This is a genomic window from Streptomyces sp. NPDC088745 (assembly GCF_044751045.1).
In the GTDB taxonomy this organism is placed as follows: Bacteria; Actinomycetota; Actinomycetes; order Streptomycetales; family Streptomycetaceae; genus Streptomyces; species Streptomyces cremeus.
Genome location: NZ_JBIVLB010000001.1, coordinates 419,674 through 435,310, shown reverse-complemented (window position 1 = coordinate 435,310; position 15,637 = coordinate 419,674). Strand labels below are relative to the sequence as shown.

The 15,637-nt window shown below is 72.0% G+C and carries 14 protein-coding genes, 1 tRNA gene and 1 riboswitch; of the genes, 9 read left to right on the top strand and 6 right to left on the bottom strand.

Features of this window, described 5'->3' with window-relative positions; all coding sequences use genetic code 11:
* Positions 1-140: 140 nt before the first annotated feature.
* From ACIP93_RS01895 to ACIP93_RS01880, 4 genes are all read right to left on the bottom strand, one after another.
* Entirely contained in the window at positions 141-1,073 is a 933-nt protein-coding gene (locus ACIP93_RS01895; protein WP_401754588.1) for a 1-phosphofructokinase family hexose kinase, read from the bottom strand.
* Positions 1,074-1,213: 140 nt separating this feature from the next.
* A complete protein-coding gene (gene nagA / locus ACIP93_RS01890) occupies positions 1,214-2,380 on the bottom strand; it encodes an N-acetylglucosamine-6-phosphate deacetylase (protein ID WP_345221555.1) in 1,167 nt (388 codons plus the stop codon).
* On the bottom strand, positions 2,380-3,402 hold the full coding sequence (locus tag ACIP93_RS01885; protein ID WP_345221558.1) for an ROK family protein: 1,023 nt from the start codon (positions 3,400-3,402) through the stop codon (positions 2,380-2,382). The genes nagA and ACIP93_RS01885 overlap by 1 nt, the downstream gene beginning before the upstream one ends.
* Before the next feature lie 510 nt (positions 3,403-3,912).
* Positions 3,913-4,818 carry a sugar isomerase gene (locus ACIP93_RS01880; RefSeq protein WP_345221561.1) on the bottom strand — a complete coding sequence of 302 codons (906 nt, stop codon included), beginning with the start codon at positions 4,816-4,818 and terminating at the stop codon, positions 3,913-3,915.
* Between the two features lie 260 nt (positions 4,819-5,078).
* Between ACIP93_RS01880 and ACIP93_RS01875 the strand changes: the two genes are divergently transcribed.
* The 4 genes from ACIP93_RS01875 to ACIP93_RS01860 all read left to right on the top strand — a co-directional run bounded on the left by ACIP93_RS01875 (position 5,079) and on the right by ACIP93_RS01860 (position 7,694).
* A complete protein-coding gene (locus tag ACIP93_RS01875; protein ID WP_345221562.1) occupies positions 5,079-6,350 on the top strand; it encodes an extracellular solute-binding protein in 1,272 nt (423 codons plus the stop codon).
* 25 nt (positions 6,351-6,375) lie between these two features.
* Positions 6,376-6,657 (top strand): DUF3263 domain-containing protein, encoded by a 282-nt coding sequence (locus tag ACIP93_RS01870; RefSeq protein ID WP_345221563.1) that lies wholly within the window; start codon positions 6,376-6,378, stop codon positions 6,655-6,657.
* Between the two features lie 80 nt (positions 6,658-6,737).
* Positions 6,738-7,571 (top strand): trehalose-phosphatase, encoded by an 834-nt coding sequence (gene otsB, locus ACIP93_RS01865; RefSeq protein ID WP_345221564.1) that lies wholly within the window; start codon positions 6,738-6,740, stop codon positions 7,569-7,571.
* A 46-nt stretch (positions 7,572-7,617) separates the two neighbouring features.
* Positions 7,618-7,694: transfer RNA gene (locus tag ACIP93_RS01860), tRNA-Met, on the top strand.
* A gap of 56 nt (positions 7,695-7,750) precedes the next feature.
* On the opposite strand, the gene ACIP93_RS01855 is transcribed toward ACIP93_RS01860, so the two are convergent.
* Both ACIP93_RS01855 and ACIP93_RS01850 read right to left on the bottom strand, forming a co-directional pair.
* Complete coding sequence (locus tag ACIP93_RS01855) at positions 7,751-9,169, bottom strand: trehalose-6-phosphate synthase (RefSeq protein WP_401754581.1); 1,419 nt, start codon at positions 9,167-9,169, stop codon at positions 7,751-7,753.
* A 110-nt stretch (positions 9,170-9,279) separates the two neighbouring features.
* The gene (locus ACIP93_RS01850) at positions 9,280-10,227 is read right to left on the bottom strand and encodes a glucosyl-3-phosphoglycerate synthase (RefSeq protein WP_345221568.1); all 948 of its coding nucleotides are present in this window, start codon (positions 10,225-10,227) and stop codon (positions 9,280-9,282) included.
* A 171-nt stretch (positions 10,228-10,398) separates the two neighbouring features.
* Positions 10,399-10,526: riboswitch (SAM riboswitch) on the top strand.
* Positions 10,527-10,541: 15 nt separating this feature from the next.
* Between ACIP93_RS01850 and thrC the strand changes: the two genes are divergently transcribed.
* The 5 genes from thrC to ACIP93_RS01825 all read left to right on the top strand — a co-directional run bounded on the left by thrC (position 10,542) and on the right by ACIP93_RS01825 (position 15,636).
* A complete protein-coding gene (thrC, locus tag ACIP93_RS01845) occupies positions 10,542-11,828 on the top strand; it encodes a threonine synthase (protein ID WP_345221570.1) in 1,287 nt (428 codons plus the stop codon).
* A 29-nt stretch (positions 11,829-11,857) separates the two neighbouring features.
* Positions 11,858-12,133, top strand: a complete 276-nt coding sequence (locus tag ACIP93_RS01840) for a MoaD/ThiS family protein (protein WP_189822116.1) — start codon at positions 11,858-11,860, stop codon at positions 12,131-12,133.
* Positions 12,134-12,575: 442 nt separating this feature from the next.
* On the top strand, positions 12,576-12,779 hold the full coding sequence (locus tag ACIP93_RS01835; protein ID WP_005315736.1) for a cold-shock protein: 204 nt from the start codon (positions 12,576-12,578) through the stop codon (positions 12,777-12,779).
* Between the two features lie 431 nt (positions 12,780-13,210).
* The gene (groL, locus tag ACIP93_RS01830; RefSeq protein ID WP_345221576.1) at positions 13,211-14,833 is read left to right on the top strand and encodes a chaperonin GroEL; all 1,623 of its coding nucleotides are present in this window, start codon (positions 13,211-13,213) and stop codon (positions 14,831-14,833) included.
* 200 nt (positions 14,834-15,033) lie between these two features.
* A complete protein-coding gene (locus ACIP93_RS01825; protein WP_345221579.1) occupies positions 15,034-15,636 on the top strand; it encodes a Uma2 family endonuclease in 603 nt (200 codons plus the stop codon).
* Position 15,637 lies beyond the last annotated feature (1 nt).

Genomic DNA, 15,637 nt, shown 5'->3' with positions numbered 1-15,637 from the left:
CCTCTTCTGATCTGGCTTGCCGCGCCCCGTCCAGGGGCGCGGGGAACTGCGCGCCCAGCCACGACGCACCTGCACGGAACCGTGCACCGGCCGCGCGGCGAGCGCTTTAGGTGGGGGCCGGTGCTCGGAGGGCGGAGAGGTCATGGGTGGGTGGGGTGGGGGGTGACGTGGACCTCCGGGAGGAGGGACTCGTAGACCGGAACGGAGAATTCCCCCGCCGCCGGCGCCGCGACCGTCGCCGCCGAGAGAGCCACCGCCCGGACCAGACGGTCCGGCCAGGAAAGCCCCGCGACCAGCCCGGAGAGCAGCCCCGCCACGGCGGAGTCCCCCGCTCCGGTGGGGTTGCCCCGGACGGGGGAGGGCGGGGCCGCCCGCCAGGCGCCCGCGTCCGTGGTGGCGAGGATCCCGTCCGGGCCCAGGGAGGCCACCACCGCCCGCGCCCCCTTGCGGCGGGCGTCCGCCGACGCCGTGGCCGGGTCGCGGGAGCCGGTGAGCTGGAAGAGCTCGTCGGCGTTGGGCTTGACCACGTCGGGGCGGGCGGCGATGCCGCGCAGGAGGGGTTCGCCGCTGGTGTCCAGGAGGACCGGCACCCCGGCGGTCCGGGCCCGCCGGACCAGCTCGGCGTACGCGCCCACCGGGATGCCCGGCGGCAGGCTCCCGCAGAGGGCGACGGCCTCGGCGCCGGTCAGCAGGGACTCGTAACCGAGCAGGAAGGACTCCCACTCGGCGGGGGAGACGGCCGGGCCGGGCTCGTTGAGCTGGGTGGTGTCGCCGGTCGACGCGTCGACGATCGCGAGCGTGCGGCGCGTGTTGCCGGTGATGGGGACCAGCGCGTCGACCGGCCGCTCGGCGGCGAGCAGGGCGCGCAGCACCTCTCCCGTGGGGCCGCCCGCGAAGCCGGTGACGACGGTGTCGTGGCCGAGGGCGGCGAGCACGCGGGCCACGTTCAGGCCCTTGCCGCCGGGGCGTTCGGTGACGCGGGTGACGCGGTGCGAGGCGTGCGGGACGAGGCGGGGGACGTGGTGGGTGAGGTCGAGCGCGGTGTTCAGTGTGACGGTGAGGATCCTGGCCATGATCCACGTCCCCCCAAGAGCTTAGAAAGCGCTTTCTGGCTGGTCTGCCAGGAGGATCATGTCAAAGGAAGAGCGGCCGGCCCAAGGGGCGGGGCCAGCCGCTTCCCACCGGTTCGGCGGAGAATCACCCCACGGGGGAACTATCCGGGCTCAACCACCCAGTCGCCCTTGCGCATCACGCCGACGACCGCGAAGTCCGCGTCCAGGACCACCAGGTCCGCGTCCTTGCCCGGGTCGAGCGAGCCGACGCGGTCGTCCACGCCGAGCAGGCGCGCCGGATTGGCGGACAGCGAGCGCACCGCGTCGTCGACCGACAGGCCGTCGACCGTCACCGAGCGGCGGAAGGCCGTGTCCAGGGTGAGGGTCGAGCCCGCGATGGAACCGCCCTCGACCAGGCGCGCGACACCGTCCTTGACCTCGACGGCGAGCGGTCCGAGGTCGTACCGGCCGTCCCCGAAGCCCGCCGCGTCCATCGCGTCCGTGATCAGCGCGACGCGGTCCGCGCCCGCGTGGTGGTACGCGAGCTGGAAGGCGCCCGGGTGCAGGTGGGTGCCGTCGTTGATCAGCTCGACGGTGACCCGCTCGTCCTCCAGCAGGGCGACGATGGGGCCCGGGGTGCGGTGGCCGATGGCGGGCATCGCGTTGTAGAGGTGGGTGGCGACGGTGGCGCCCGCGTCGATGGCCGCGCGGGTCTGCTCGTACGTGGCGTCCGTGTGGCCGATCGCGGCGATCACGTTGTTCTCGGCCAGCAGGCGTACGGAGTCCAGCCCGCCCGGCAGCTCGGCGGCCAGCGTGAACATCTTGGCCGTGCCGTGCGCGGCGTCCATCAGCTTGCGCACGTCCGCCGGGTCGGGGGCGCGCAGCAGCGACTCGCTGTGCGCGCCCTTGCGGCAGGGGGAGATGAAGGGGCCCTCGAAGTGGATGCCGGCCAGGTCGCCCTGCTGGACGATCTCGGCGAGCAGCGCGGCGCGGTCCGCCAGCACGTCCATGTCCTCGGTGACGGTGGAGGCGACCATCGTGGTCGTGCCGTGCCTGCGGTGCGTGCCGACCGCGGTGAGGACCTCCTCCGGGGTGCCGGAGGTGAAGGACGCGCCGCCGCCGCCGTGGACGTGCATGTCCACGAAGCCGGGCACGATCCAGTGGCCGGAGAGGTCCCGCGCGGGGGCGGCGGGGGCGGCGGAGTCGGGGAGCGCTCCCGCGATCCGTGTGCCGTCGACGATGACCCGGCCGCCGTCGACGGTGCCGGTGGGGAGCACCACCTTGGCGCCGGTCAGGACGTGGACCTGGCTGCCCTTGCTGCTGGCCATCAGTCGGATACCTCCGTGGGGGCCATGACGTCGGTGTGCATGGCGTGGGTGTGGGGGCGGTGGTGGGGGTGCGGGCCGTCCTGGGGACGGGTGGTGTCGTTGTACGTCTCCAGGAGGTCCCAGGCGAGGAGGCCCGCGCCCAGGCACCCGGCCGTGTCGCCGAGGGCGGCGGGGACGATCGCCGGGAGTCTCTGGAAGGTGACGCGCTCCTCGACGGCGGCGCGCAGGGGCGCGAACAGGGTCTCCCCGGCCTCGGCCAGCCCGCCGCCCACGATGATCGTGCGCGGGTCGAGCAGGGTCAGCGCGGTGACCAGGCCGTCGGCGAGGGCGTCGACGGCGTCCTGCCAGACGGCGAGCGCCCTCGGGTCCGCGGCCTCGACGGCCTTCGCGCAGTCGGCGGCGTCGGCGTCGGGTTCGCCCGACGCCTGCGCCCAGGCGAGGGAGACGGCGGAGGCGGAGGCGTACCGCTCCAGGCAGCCGCGCTGGCCGCAGCCGCAGTCGACGCCGCCGGGGCGCACCACGATGTGGCCGATCTCGCCGGCGTTGCCGTGGGCGCCGGCCTCGATGCCGTCGCCGATGCCGATGGCGCCGGCGATGCCGGTGCCGAGCGGTACGAAGAGGAAGCGGTCGGTGCCCCGGCCCGCGCCGACGCGGCCCTCGGCGAGGCCGCCGGTGCGGACGTCGTGGCCGAGGGCGATGGGGATGCCGCCGAGGCGCTCGCTCAGGAGGGCGCGCAGGGGGACGTCGCGCCAGCCGAGGTTGGCGGCGTACAGCGCGACGCCGTTCTCGGCGTCGACGAGGCCGGGGACGATCACGCCGGCGGCGCGGGCGCTCTCGCCGAAGTGGGTCTCGCCGTGGGCGCGGAGGTCTGCGGCGAAGGCGAGGATCGACTCGACGACGGCGTCCGGGCCGCGGTCCCGGCCGGTGGGGCGGCGGGCCTCGTGGAGAAGGGTGCCGTTGGGGGCGACCAGGGCGGCTTTCATGCCGGTGCCGCCTACATCGAGGGCGATGACGTGATTCACGGGGTCAGTGTCGCGCGTCTGCCCTGAGAGGTCTAGTCCATTGCCTCTGTCGGGGACGCGAACGGCCACGACCCACCCACACGGCTCCCACCGGGGGGCGCCCCTTCAGGGGCGCGGGGAACCGCGCGCCCCGCCACGACGCACCCGCACGGCTCCCACCGGGCGGTACGCCCCGTCAGGGGCGCGGGGAACTGCGCGCCCAGCCACCCACTCACCTGCACGGGAACCGTGCGCCTGGCCGCGCGGCGAGCGCTTTAGGGAAAGGGGCGGGTCCGGGGCCTCTCTGCCCAAGCCGGGCGAGGCTGACGCATCCGGTACGGGGACTGAGCTCTCGGCCTCGGCGGAGGAGCTCGCCCGGCACAGGCGCTTGCGCAGGGGGCAGCACCCGGGTGGGCCGGGAGCGGGAGGGGGCCGCCCCCTTGCCCGCCCGTCCCGCCCCCTTGGGGCGGCCCCGTCGCCCAAGGGGACGGGAAGGTCCCCCAGCCACGGAAGCCCCCCGGCAAGTCGAGATCAGGGAAGGATCACGCTGCGCGACAGGTTGCGGGGGTGGTCCGGGTCGTACCCCTTGGACTCCGCCAGGACGACCGCCAGCCGCTGCGCCCGGATCAGATCCGCCATCGGGTCCGCCGACGCGTGGGCGACCACGCTGCCGCCCACCCGCGTCACGTCCCCCGCCAGCCCCTCCGGCAGCGCGCCGAACATCCACGCCACCCGGTTCGGGCCGGTGATGGAGATCGGCCCGTGCCGGTATTCCATCGCCGGGTACGACTCGGTCCACGCCCCCGCCGCCTCGCGCATCTTCAGCCCCGCCTCCTGCGCCAGGCCGTACGTCCAGCCCCGCCCCAGGAACGTCCACTGCTCGGCCGACGTGACCGCCTCGGGCAGCGGCTCGGTGACCGCCAGCTCGGCGTCGACGGCCGCCTCCGCCACCGTCTTGACCCCGTCCGCCAGCTTGCCCGTACGCTCCAGGCCCGCCCGCAGGAAGGCGAGGGCGGTGGTCGCGAAACGGGTCTGGACGACGGACTCCTCGTCCGCCCAGTCGAGCACGGCGACGGTGTCCGCCGCGGACATGACGGGCGTCTTCGGGTCGCCGGTGAGGGCGAGCGTGGGCGCGGTGCCGCGGACCTCGGCGAGCAGCGCCAGGACCTCGCTCGTGGTGCCCGAGCGTGTGATGGCCACCACACGGTCGTACGAACGGCCCACCGGGAACTCCGACGACGCGAAGGCGTCCGTCTCGCCCTGGCCCGACGCCTCGCGCAGCGCCGCGTACGCCATCGCCATGAACCACGACGTGCCGCAGCCGGTGACCGCGACGCGCTCACCAGGCAGGGGAAGGCCCTCGAAGTCGGCCGCGTACTCGGCGGCGCGCCGCCAACAGGTCGGCTGGGTGGCAATCTCAGTTGCGGTGCGGGACATGCGCGACGGCTCCTAGAACACGGACGGACACGGGCGGACACGGGATGACCTTGCTGCCGCTCTGCTTAGCAGGCCGTACGCGATTTGCGGAAGGTGTTGCGGAAGAGATACCCAAGTGGTGTAGACCTCGCGGTCGCACATGGGCCAAAATCGCAACTCATGTGGACAAGGGCGCAGGTGGCGCGCGCAACGCCTCACAAGGGCACGCGTACATCAACGTCAACAAGCAACAAAACGGGCAATAAAGGGTGGAACGGGCTGTGCAGCGGCGCTACTTGGGTCTGACCGCGGCAGTCGCCGCACTCACGACGGCGATATCGGTCTCCGGCTGCGGAAGCGTCGGCGGCGCGGGTGACGTCACTCTGCGGCTGGTGGCAGCCGACTACAACCTCGACGGCGGCGACGGCACCAAGAAGTACTGGCAGGACCTGGCCGAGAAGTTCGAGGAGAAGAACCCCGGCATCAAGGTCGACGTCGAGATCCAGTCCTGGAACGACGTCGACCGCAAGGTCGGCGAGATGGTCAAGGCGGGCAAGGCCCCCGACCTGGCCCAGATCGGCGCCTACGCGGACTACGCCTCGGACAACAAGCTCTACTCGGCCGCCGAGATGCTCTCCATCCCCACCCAGGCCAACTTCCTGGACTCCCTCGCCGAGGACGGCAAGGTCCACCGGGTCCAGTACGGGATGCCCTTCGTCGGCAGCACCCGCCAGCTCTTCTACAACAGCACCCTCTTCGAGAAGGCGGGCATCACCGAGGCCCCGACCACCTGGAAGGAGCTCGCCGCCGACGCGAAGAAGCTCAAGGAGGACGGGGTGGCCACCCCGTTCGCGCTGCCGCTGGGCCCCGAAGAGGCCCAGGCGGAGACCCTGAACTGGATGCTGGCGGGCGGCTCCGGCTACGTCGACGAGATCGGTACGTACACCCTCAACTCCTCCGACAACATCGACGCGTTTGAGTTCCTCAAGAACAGCCTCGTCACGCCCGGCCTGACCGGCCCGGTCGCCCCCGGCAAGCTCAACCGCAAGGCCGCCTTCGAGGCCTTCGCCAAGGGCCAGGTCGGCATGCTCAACGGCCACCCGTCGCTGATGCAGCAGGCCGAGAAGAACGGCGTGAAGTACGAGATGGCGCCGCTGCCCACCCCCGACGGCAAGAAGCGCCCCTCGATGGGCGTCGCCGACTGGATGATGGGCTTCAAGCAGAACGGCCACCGCAAGGAGATGGGCAAGTTCCTCGACTTCGTCTACAGCGACGCGAACGTCATCGCCTTCGCCGACCGGTTCGACCTGCTGCCCGTCACCCTCACCGCCTCGCAGAAGATGGCCTCCGACAGCAAGCACCAGAAGGTGCGCAAGTTCCTCCAGGCGCTGCCGTCCTCGGTGTCCTACCCGGTCTCCAAGACCTCCTGGGCCAAGGTCAGCGAGAGCATCAAGCAGCAGATCGGCACGGCCGTCGAGCCCTCGAACACCCCCGCGGGTGTCCTGGGCGTCCTCTCCCGTGAGGCCGCCGCGCTGGACAGCGCGACGCAGTAGCGGAGCGTCGGCCTAGGCTGGACGCATGTCTGAGCAGCAGCCGTACGAGAACGGGCCCGGCCCGGACGGCCCCCCCGCCGCCGGGGGGCTGTCCGCCCGCGAGCTGGCCGTCCTCGAAGTGGAGCGGCGGGGCTGGCCCGGGCCGGGGGCCAAGGAGCGGGCGATCCGCGAGCAGCTCGGCATCTCGCCCACCCGCTACTACCAGCTCCTCAACGCGCTCCTGGACGACGCGAGGGCGTGGGAGCACGACCCGGCGACGGTCAAGCGCCTGCGCCGGGTCCGCGACGACCGCCGCGCCCGCCGCTGACCTCCTGGCGGTGCCGGGCCGGAGCCGTGCGGCCGGAACCCCCCGTCCGGCCCGGGGGGCCGCTCGGTAGGCTCAGCGGTATGGACACTCTTCCCGAACCGTCCACCCCGGCCGGTCGCGACGCCCTCGCCGCCCTGCTGGCCGAGCCCGCCCGCGCCCTCGTCGCGCTCGACTTCGACGGCACCCTCGCCGACATCGTCGCCGACCCGGAGCAGGCCCGTGCCCACCCCGGCGCCGTCCCCGCCCTCGCGGCCCTCGCCCCGCACGTGGCGTCCGTCGCGATCGTCACCGGGCGCCCGGCGGGCGTCGCGGTGCGCTACGGCGGCTTCGCGGGAGCGGCCGGCCTGGAGCACCTCGTCGTCCTCGGCCACTACGGCGCCGAGCGCTGGGACGCCCGCTCCGGCACCGTGAACGCCCCCGCCCCCCACCCCGGCATCGCCGCCGCCCGCGGCGAGCTCCCCGGCGTGCTCGACGCGCACGGGGCCTGGCGCGGCACCTGGGTGGAGGAGAAGGGCCAGGCGGTCGCCGTCCACACCCGGCGGGCCAGCGACCCCGAGGCCGCCTTCGAGGCGCTGCGCGCACCCCTCGCCGAGCTCGCCGCCCGGCACGGGCTGATCCTGGAACCCGGCCGCCTGGTGCTGGAGCTGCGGCCCCCCGGCGTCGACAAGGGCGTCGCGCTGGAGGCGTACGTGCGCGAGGTCGGCGCCCGGTGCGTGGTCTACGCGGGCGACGACCTCGGCGACCTCCCCGCCTACGCGGCCGTCGAGAAGCTCCGCTCCGACGGGGTCCCCGGCCTCCTGGTGTGCAGCGGCACCGCCATCCCCGAACTCGCCGAGCAGGCCGACGTGTTGCTGCCGGGACCGGCCGAGGTGACCGCCTTCCTGGCCGGCCTCGCGGAGCGCATCGCCGGATAACCGATTTCCCACCGCCGCCGAAACCCCGTACTGTCATGTTCACCGACGCGGGGTGGAGCAGCTCGGTAGCTCGCTGGGCTCATAACCCAGAGGTCGCAGGTTCAAATCCTGTCCCCGCTACCAAGAGGTACGCCGAAGGCCCGGAACCCCGCACAGGGGTTCCGGGCCTTCGGCCGTTCCTAGGCGCGCAGCGCCTCGAGCTGGTCCAGGAACCACCGCGCGGGCGGCAGCGCCGTCGCCGCCGCCGCGAGCCGCTTGGTCCGCTCGGCGCGCTCCCCGGGTTCCATCGACAGCGCCTCGTGCAGCGCATCCGCCGTGCCCACCACGTCGTACGGGTTCACCACGACCGCGTCCTCGCCCAGCTCCTCGTACGCCCCCGCCTCCCGCGAGAGCACCAGCGCGCAGCCCTCGTCGGAGACCACCGGGATCTCCTTGGCGACCAGGTTCATGCCGTCCCGGATGGGGTTGACCAGCGCCACGTCCGCGAGGCGGTACGCGGCCAGGGAGCGCGCGAAGTCGTCCTTCACGTGCAGGACGACCGGGGTCCAGGACGGGGTGCCGTACGTCGCGTTGATGTCGTCCGCGACCCGCTGCACCTCCTGCGTGTACTCGCGGTACACCGCCAGGTCCTGCCGGGAGGGGTAGGCGAACGCGATGTGCACCACCCGTTCGCGCCACTCCGGGCGGGTCCGGAGCAGGTGCTCGTACGCCAGCAGGCCGCGCACGATGTTCTTGGACAGCTCGGTGCGGTCGACGCGCACGATCGTGCGCCGGCCGGAGCCGCCGACCTGCTCGCGCAGCGCCGTCAGCCGCTCCGCCACGTCGTCCCGGTGCGCCCGCTCCCGCAGGAAGTCCGCGTCCGCGCCGAGCCCGTGCACCCCGATCCGCTTGCCGTCGAGCGCCTCCTCGCCCAGCACGCTCAGCGCGCACTGCGTGAACGCGTCCGCCCAGCGCCGGGTCAGGAAGGCCGCCCGGTCCGCGCCGAGGACGCCGCGCAGGAGCTGCTCGGCGATGTCGTCGGGGAGGAGGCGGAAGTAGTCCACCGGGGCCCACGGGGTGTGCGAGAAGTGGCCGATGCGCAGGTCGGGGCGCAGCTCCCGGAGCATGCCGGGCACCAGGCACAGGTGGTAGTCCTGGACGAGGACCGTCGCCGCCGGGGCCGCGGACTCCGCGAGCGCCTGCGCGAAGGCCCGGTTGTACGTCTCGTACGCCGCCCACTGGCGGCGGAACTCCGCGTCGAAGACCGGCTCCAGCGGGGTCTGGTAGAGCAGGTGGTGGACGAACCACAGCACCGAGTTCGAGATGCCGTTGTACGCGTCGGCGTGCGTGTCCGCGTCGATGTCCAGCATCCGTACGCCCGGCTCGCCGACCCCGCGCCGCACCGCCTCCCGGTCGCCCTCGCCGAGCGCCGAGCACACCCACAGCGCGTCGGCGTCCGGACCGATCGCGGACAGGCCGGAGACCAGCCCGCCGCCGCCGCGCCTGGCGGTCAGCTCGCCGTCCTCACCGAGGGAGTAGGTCACCGGGCCCCTGTTGGAGGCGACGAGGATCTCGGCCTGGACCGGCGGGGGCTGCTCAGCGTCGTACGGGGAAGTCATGTGGCGAAACCTAGCCGGTAAGGATTCCCCTCAAACGTGCGTGCGGCCGTGCCGACGCGACGCGTCCGGCCGGTCACGGTCCGTGCGGAGCCCGCCCCGGACCGGGGGCGTCACGCGGCGTGACGTGCCGCGTACTCCGCGATCTCCCGCATCGGCGGGCGCTCCTCGGTGTCCACGGGGTGGGTGCGCGGCACGAAACGCGCGCCGACCCGCTCGAACTGGGTGAGGGAGGGGCGGATCAAATGCCCCCGGGAGAGGCGCAGTTGGGCGGTGCGGTAGATCGCGGCGGCCATCCGGCCCAGCGCCTGGCCGTCCTGGTGGCGGTGGACGCGCACCCCCACGTCCACCTGGGCCAGCGCGTCCAGGCCCACCGTGTGCAGGGCGTCGATGAGCAGGCCGAGCTCGACCCCGTAACCGACCGGGAAGGGCAGCCGCTCGAGCAGCGAGCGGCGGGCCGCGTACTCGCCGCCCAGGGGCTGGACGAAGCCGGCCAGCCGGGGCCAGTGCAGGTTGAGCAGCGGGCGGGCCATCAGCTCGGTGACCCGGCCGCCCTGGCCCGCCGCGCCGTCGAGCGGGCGGTCGTAGGTGGCCTTCACGAAGTCGACGGCCGGGTCGGTGAGCAGCGGGCCGACGACCCCGGAGACGAACGAGGCGTCGAAGTCCCTCAGGTCCGCGTCCACGAAGCAGACGACGTCCCCGGTGGTGACCAGGAGTGAGCGCCACAGGACCTCGCCCTTGCCGGGCAGCGGCGTCAGGCGCGGCAGGATCGCGTCCCGGTGCACCACCCGGGCGCCCGCCCCGGCCGCCGCCTTCGCGGTGCGGTCGGTGGAACCGGAGTCGATCACCACCAGCTCGTCCACCAGGGGGAACGCGGGGCCCATCAGGTCCCGGCGGATCGTGGCCACGATCTCGCCGACCGTCGCCTCCTCGTTCAGGGCGGGCAGGACCACGCTGACGCTCAGCCCCTGGGCGGCCTTGGCGGCGAGCAGCAGTTCCGGCGGGCGGTCGGCGGCCGACCAGGACCGCGCCCCAAGCCAGCGCTCCACCTCTTCCAGCACGCCGCTCCACTCCCGTCCCTGTGGTCGTTCCTGTGATCCATCTCGCGCTCCGGACGTCTGGCACACCCGTCCGGGGGTTCGGTTACAGTCTTGAACAACGCGGACGACCTGTGCATGTCGGGGTCCTCCGCACACAAACACCCGGCCGTCCGCGCGGCGCCGGCGTCATAGCGCTCATCCAGAGGGACAGAGGGAAACGGCCCGTTGAAGTCCCGGCAACCCCCCGGCCGACCGCGAGGTCAGGTCGGGAAGGTGCCAATTCCGTCTCGCGACGAAAGTCGTCGCGGGGAAGATGAGGAAAGGACCTCGCCATCATGGCTGTGCAGACCACCGAAGCCGCTCCGCAGACCGTCGACCTCGGCCCCGCCGCCGCCCTCTCCTGCCGCGAGTGCTCGGAGCGCTTCGAGCTCGGCCCGATCTTCGCCTGCCGGCTGTGTTTCGGCCCGCTGGAAGTCGCCTACGACCTGCCCGCCGGTGACGCGGAGGAGCTGCGCAAGCGCATCGAGGCCGGTCCGAACAACATCTGGCGCTACGCCCCCCTCCTGCCCGTCCCGGCCGACGTCGCCGAGAAGCCCAGCCTGAACCCCGGCTTCACGAAGCTGGTCAAGGCGGACAACCTGGCCCGTGAACTGGGCGTCACCGGCGGCCTGTTCGTCAAGGACGACTCCGGGAACCCGACCCACTCCTTCAAGGACCGCGTCGTCGCGATCGCCGTCGAGGCCGCCCGCGCCTTCGGCTTCACGACCCTCTCCTGCTCCTCCACCGGCAACCTGGCGGGCGCCGTCGGCGCGGCCGCCGCCCGGGCCGGCTTCCGCTCCTGCGTGTTCATCCCGCACGACCTGGAGCAGGGCAAGGTCGTCATGGCCGCCGTGTACGGGGGCGAGCTGGTCGGCATCGAGGGCAACTACGACGACGTGAACCGCTTCTGCTCCGAGCTGATCGGCGACCCGCTCGGCGAGGGCTGGGGCTTCGTCAACGTCAACCTGCGCCCGTACTACGGCGAGGGCTCCAAGACGCTCGCGTACGAGATCTGCGAGCAGCTCGGCTGGCGGCTGCCGGACCAGATCGTCATCCCGATCGCCTCGGGCTCCCAGCTCACCAAGATCGACAAGGGCTTGCAGGAGCTGATCAGGCTGGGTCTGGTCGAGGACAGGCCGTACAAGATCTTCGGCGCCCAGGCGGAGGGCTGCTCGCCGGTGTCGACGGCCTTCAAGGCGGGGCACGACGTGGTCCGCCCCCAGAAGCCGGACACGATCGCCAAGTCGCTCGCCATCGGCAACCCGGCGGACGGCCCGTACGTCCTGGACATCGCCCGGCGCACCGGCGGCGCGGTCGAGGACGTCAACGACGAGCAGGTCGTGGACGCCATCAAGCTGCTGGCCCGCACCGAGGGCATCTTCGCGGAGACCGCGGGCGGCGTGACCGTCGGCGTGACGAAGAAGCTCATCGAGGCCGGCCTGCTGGACCCCGCCCTCACCACCGTCGTCCTCAACACCGGCGACGGCCTCAAGACGCTGGACGCGGTGGCCCCCACCACCGGCCCCTCCGCGACCATCCGCCCGAGCCTGGACGCGTTCCGCGACGCCGGCCTGGCACGCTGAATTCCCCCGTACTGGAAAGGCTGAACACCATGAGCGTCAAGGTCCGCATCCCCACCATCCTGCGCACGTACACGGGCGGCGAGGCCGAGGTGGCCGCCGAGGGGGCGACCCTCGCCGAGGTCATCGCCGACCTGGAGAAGAACCACACGGGCATCGCCGCGCGCGTCCTGGACGACCAGGGCAAGCTGCGCCGCTTCGTGAACGTGTACGTGAACGACGACGACGTCCGCTTCGAGAGCGGCCTTGAGACGGCCACCCCGGACGGCGCCGGCGTCTCGATCATCCCGGCCGTCGCCGGCGGCTGACCGCCGCCCCTGCCGTGGGGGCGTCCGCACGCCCCAACGCGCTCCGCACCGACCCCTGTTGCCCCCTCCGCACACAAGCGGAGGGGGCAATTCTGCAGGGTTGAAAGGGGTAGAGTGGGGGAAGCCCCGGTCGCCGCCCATGCCCCGCGCATATGAGAAGGCGACAAGATGCGGCCCGTGTGCCCGAGCGTTTTGCCGCCGATGCACACGCTATGTCCGGCCCGACTTGCCCCGGAAACGCGAGAGTTGACCGTTCCGGGCGTTCGGGCGTGCCCAGAATTCTCGTCCAATTGACCTGTTGCAGAGGGCAGTTGGGCGGATACATTCAGCCGCGGTCGACGCGCTACGGCGCACGCCCACCGCGATCCTGTCGGCGGGTGGGGTCTGACCCGGGGTCGCGAAGTGCGGCCCCGCGCAAGGGCCAGTAATAGGGGAGTTAGGCATGGCTCAGGGCACCGTCAAGTGGTTCAACGCGGAGAAGGGGTACGGCTTCATCGCGGTCGACGGTGGTGCGGATGTTTTCGTCCACTACAGCGCGATCCAGATGGACGGCTACCGCACCCTTGAAGAGGGTCAGCGAGTCGAGTTCGAGATCTCGCAGGGCCAGAAGGGTCCGCAGGCGGACATGGTCAAGCTCGCCGTCTGATCTCGGCGCGATCGGCCACCGACGCACTACTCAGCGACTTCACCAGCACTCACACACCTAGGGCCCGCACTCCGTCACCGGGGTACGGGCCCCAGGTGCGTCCGGGCGCACTCCGGCCGCGCGCCCCTCGCGGGCTCCGTCGCGCCCCGGCCGTGCATCCCGTCGCGCCCCGGCCGCGGGTCCCGTCGCACGTCCGGCCCACGACCTGCTGCGCTTCCCGCGATCTGTGGTATCCGCTTGCACTCGCATGGGTCGAGTGCTAATCATTGGCGTTAGCACTCTCCCCGTGAGAGTGACAGAACTTGGACCAGGTTCGGTGAGGCCGAGTGGTGTCGGGGTAAGGAATCCCGGGCATCGCGAGGCCGTCCGTCGCGGGCGCCGAATCGTACGGTCCGGAGAAATCCACCCCAGTCCTGGGAGGACCACTTCACATGGCCAAGATCATCGCGTTCGACGAGGAGGCCCGGCGCGGCCTCGAGCGTGGCATGAACCAGCTCGCCGACGCCGTCAAGGTCACCCTTGGCCCCAAGGGCCGGAACGTCGTCCTTGAGAAGAAGTGGGGCGCCCCCACGATCACCAACGACGGCGTCTCCATCGCCAAGGAGATCGAGCTCGAGGACCCGTACGAGAAGATCGGCGCCGAGCTCGTCAAGGAGGTCGCGAAGAAGACGGACGACGTCGCCGGTGACGGCACGACGACCGCGACCGTCCTCGCGCAGGCGCTGGTCCGTGAGGGTCTCCGCAACGTCGCCGCGGGCGCCAACCCGATGGCCCTGAAGCGTGGCATCGAGAAGGCCGTCGAGGCCGTCTCCGCCGCGCTCCTGGAGCAGGCGAAGGATGTCGAGACCAAGGAGCAGATCGCTTCGACGGCCTCCATCTCCGCCGCCGACACCCAGATCGGCGAGCTCATCGCCGAGGCGATGGACAAGGTCGGCAAGGAAGGCGTCATCACGGTCGAGGAGTCGCAGACCTTCGGCCTGGAGCTCGAGCTCACCGAGGGCATGCGCTTCGACAAGGGCTACATCTCCGCGTACTTCGCGACGGACATGGAGCGCATGGAGTCGGCGCTCGACGACCCGTACATCCTCATCGTCAACTCGAAGATCGGCAACGTGAAGGACCTCCTTCCGCTGCTGGAGAAGGTCATGCAGTCGGGCAAGCCCCTGCTGATCATCGCCGAGGACGTCGAGGGCGAGGCGCTCTCCACCCTGGTCGTCAACAAGATCCGCGGCACCTTCAAGTCCGTCGCCGTCAAGGCCCCGGGCTTCGGCGACCGCCGCAAGGCCATGCTGAACGACATCGCCATCCTCACGGGCGGCACGGTCATCTCCGAAGAGGTCGGCCTCAAGCTGGAGAACGCGGGCCTGGACCTCCTCGGCCGCGCCCGCAAGGTCGTCATCACCAAGGACGAGACGACCATCGTCGACGGTGCCGGTGACAGCGAGCAGGTCGCCGGTCGCGTGAACCAGATCCGCGCCGAGATCGAGAACAGCGACTCGGACTACGACCGCGAGAAGCTCCAGGAGCGCCTGGCGAAGCTGGCCGGCGGCGTGGCCGTCATCAAGGCCGGCGCCGCCACCGAAGTCGAGCTCAAGGAGCGCAAGCACCGCATCGAGGACGCCGTCCGCAACGCGAAGGCGGCCGTCGAAGAGGGCATCGTCGCCGGTGGTGGCGTCGCCCTCCTCCAGGCCTCCGCGGTCTTCGAGAAGCTGGAGCTCACGGGCGACGAGGCGACCGGCGCCAACGCCGTGAAGCTCGCGCTGGAGGCCCCGCTCAAGCAGATCGCCGTCAACGGCGGCCTCGAGGGCGGCGTCGTCGTGGAGAAGGTCCGCAACCTCCCGATCGGCCACGGCCTGAACGCCGCGACCGGTGAGTACGTCGACATGATCGCCGAGGGCATCCTCGACCCGGCGAAGGTGACCCGCTCTGCCCTGCAGAACGCCGCCTCCATCGCCGCGCTGTTCCTCACCACCGAGGCCGTCATCGCCGACAAGCCCGAGAAGGCCGGCGCGGCCGCCCCGGGCGGCATGCCGGGCGGGGACATGGACTTCTAGTCCCCCTGGCAGGTCCCGTACGCACGTCCACCGGGGCGGCACCCCTTTCGGGGGTGCCGCCCCGGTGGCGTTCCCGGGCGGCCGCGGCAGCACGGGCCAGGGGTCACCCCTTCGTGGGATGCTGGCCGGAGTGGCACGTACCCGCCCGTTCGTCGCCCTAGGGTCGGATCGTCCTCGGGCCAGGAGAGAAGGGAACCGCGATGACCGCTGCGATGGCTGAGCACGATCAGCCGCAGACCGTCCGGCCGTGGGACTACCTGCTGGGAACCTGGCGCGGACTGGATGTGCCCGAGGGCTGGCGCGCCGAGATCGACGAAGGACGGATCGTCTTGGTACCGCCGCCTCACCGCCACCACAACGCCATCGCCCATCAGCTCCAGAAGTTCCTCTACGGGGTGCTTCCCGCGGACATGGGGGTCTTCCAGACGCTCGGCGTCCACATCGCCCGTCTCGACAAGCTCTACATCCCCGACCTCGTGGTGATGCCTGAGCGCTTCGTGGCGGACGACGACCCGGACGTGACCGACCCTCTCGACGCGGCCGAAGCGCTTCTCGTCGTGGAGATCACCTCCCGGGGCAACGCCCGTGACGACCGGACCAAGAAGCTCTGGGCGTACGCGCACGCGCCCGTCCCCGCCTACCTCCTGATCGACCGGTTCGACGAGCACGGGCCGACCAGCACCCTGTTCACCGAGCCGCACAACGGCGCGTACAAGCACATGGACCGGGTGCCCTTCGGAGAGCCGGTGGTGTTGCCCGAGCCCTTCGGCGGGGAACTGGACACCTCGCGCTTTCCGCGCTGAG

Bases quoted from the DNA above. Each gene is read 5' to 3' on its own strand.
- ACIP93_RS01895 (WP_401754588.1), bottom strand. From the start codon at position 1,073: ATGGCCAGGATCCTCACCGTCACACTGAACACCGCGCTCGACCTCACC.
- nagA (WP_345221555.1), bottom strand. From the start codon at position 2,380: ATGGCCAGCAGCAAGGGCAGCCAGGTCCACGTCCTGACCGGCGCCAAG.
- ACIP93_RS01880 (WP_345221561.1), bottom strand. From the start codon at position 4,818: ATGTCCCGCACCGCAACTGAGATTGCCACCCAGCCGACCTGTTGGCGG.
- ACIP93_RS01870 (WP_345221563.1), top strand. From the start codon at position 6,376: ATGTCTGAGCAGCAGCCGTACGAGAACGGGCCCGGCCCGGACGGCCCC.
- otsB (WP_345221564.1), top strand. From the start codon at position 6,738: ATGGACACTCTTCCCGAACCGTCCACCCCGGCCGGTCGCGACGCCCTC.
- ACIP93_RS01855 (WP_401754581.1), bottom strand. From the start codon at position 9,169: ATGACTTCCCCGTACGACGCTGAGCAGCCCCCGCCGGTCCAGGCCGAG.
- thrC (WP_345221570.1), top strand. From the start codon at position 10,542: ATGGCTGTGCAGACCACCGAAGCCGCTCCGCAGACCGTCGACCTCGGC.
- ACIP93_RS01840 (WP_189822116.1), top strand. From the start codon at position 11,858: ATGAGCGTCAAGGTCCGCATCCCCACCATCCTGCGCACGTACACGGGC.
- ACIP93_RS01835 (WP_005315736.1), top strand. From the start codon at position 12,576: ATGGCTCAGGGCACCGTCAAGTGGTTCAACGCGGAGAAGGGGTACGGC.
- groL (WP_345221576.1), top strand. From the start codon at position 13,211: ATGGCCAAGATCATCGCGTTCGACGAGGAGGCCCGGCGCGGCCTCGAG.
- ACIP93_RS01825 (WP_345221579.1), top strand. From the start codon at position 15,034: ATGACCGCTGCGATGGCTGAGCACGATCAGCCGCAGACCGTCCGGCCG.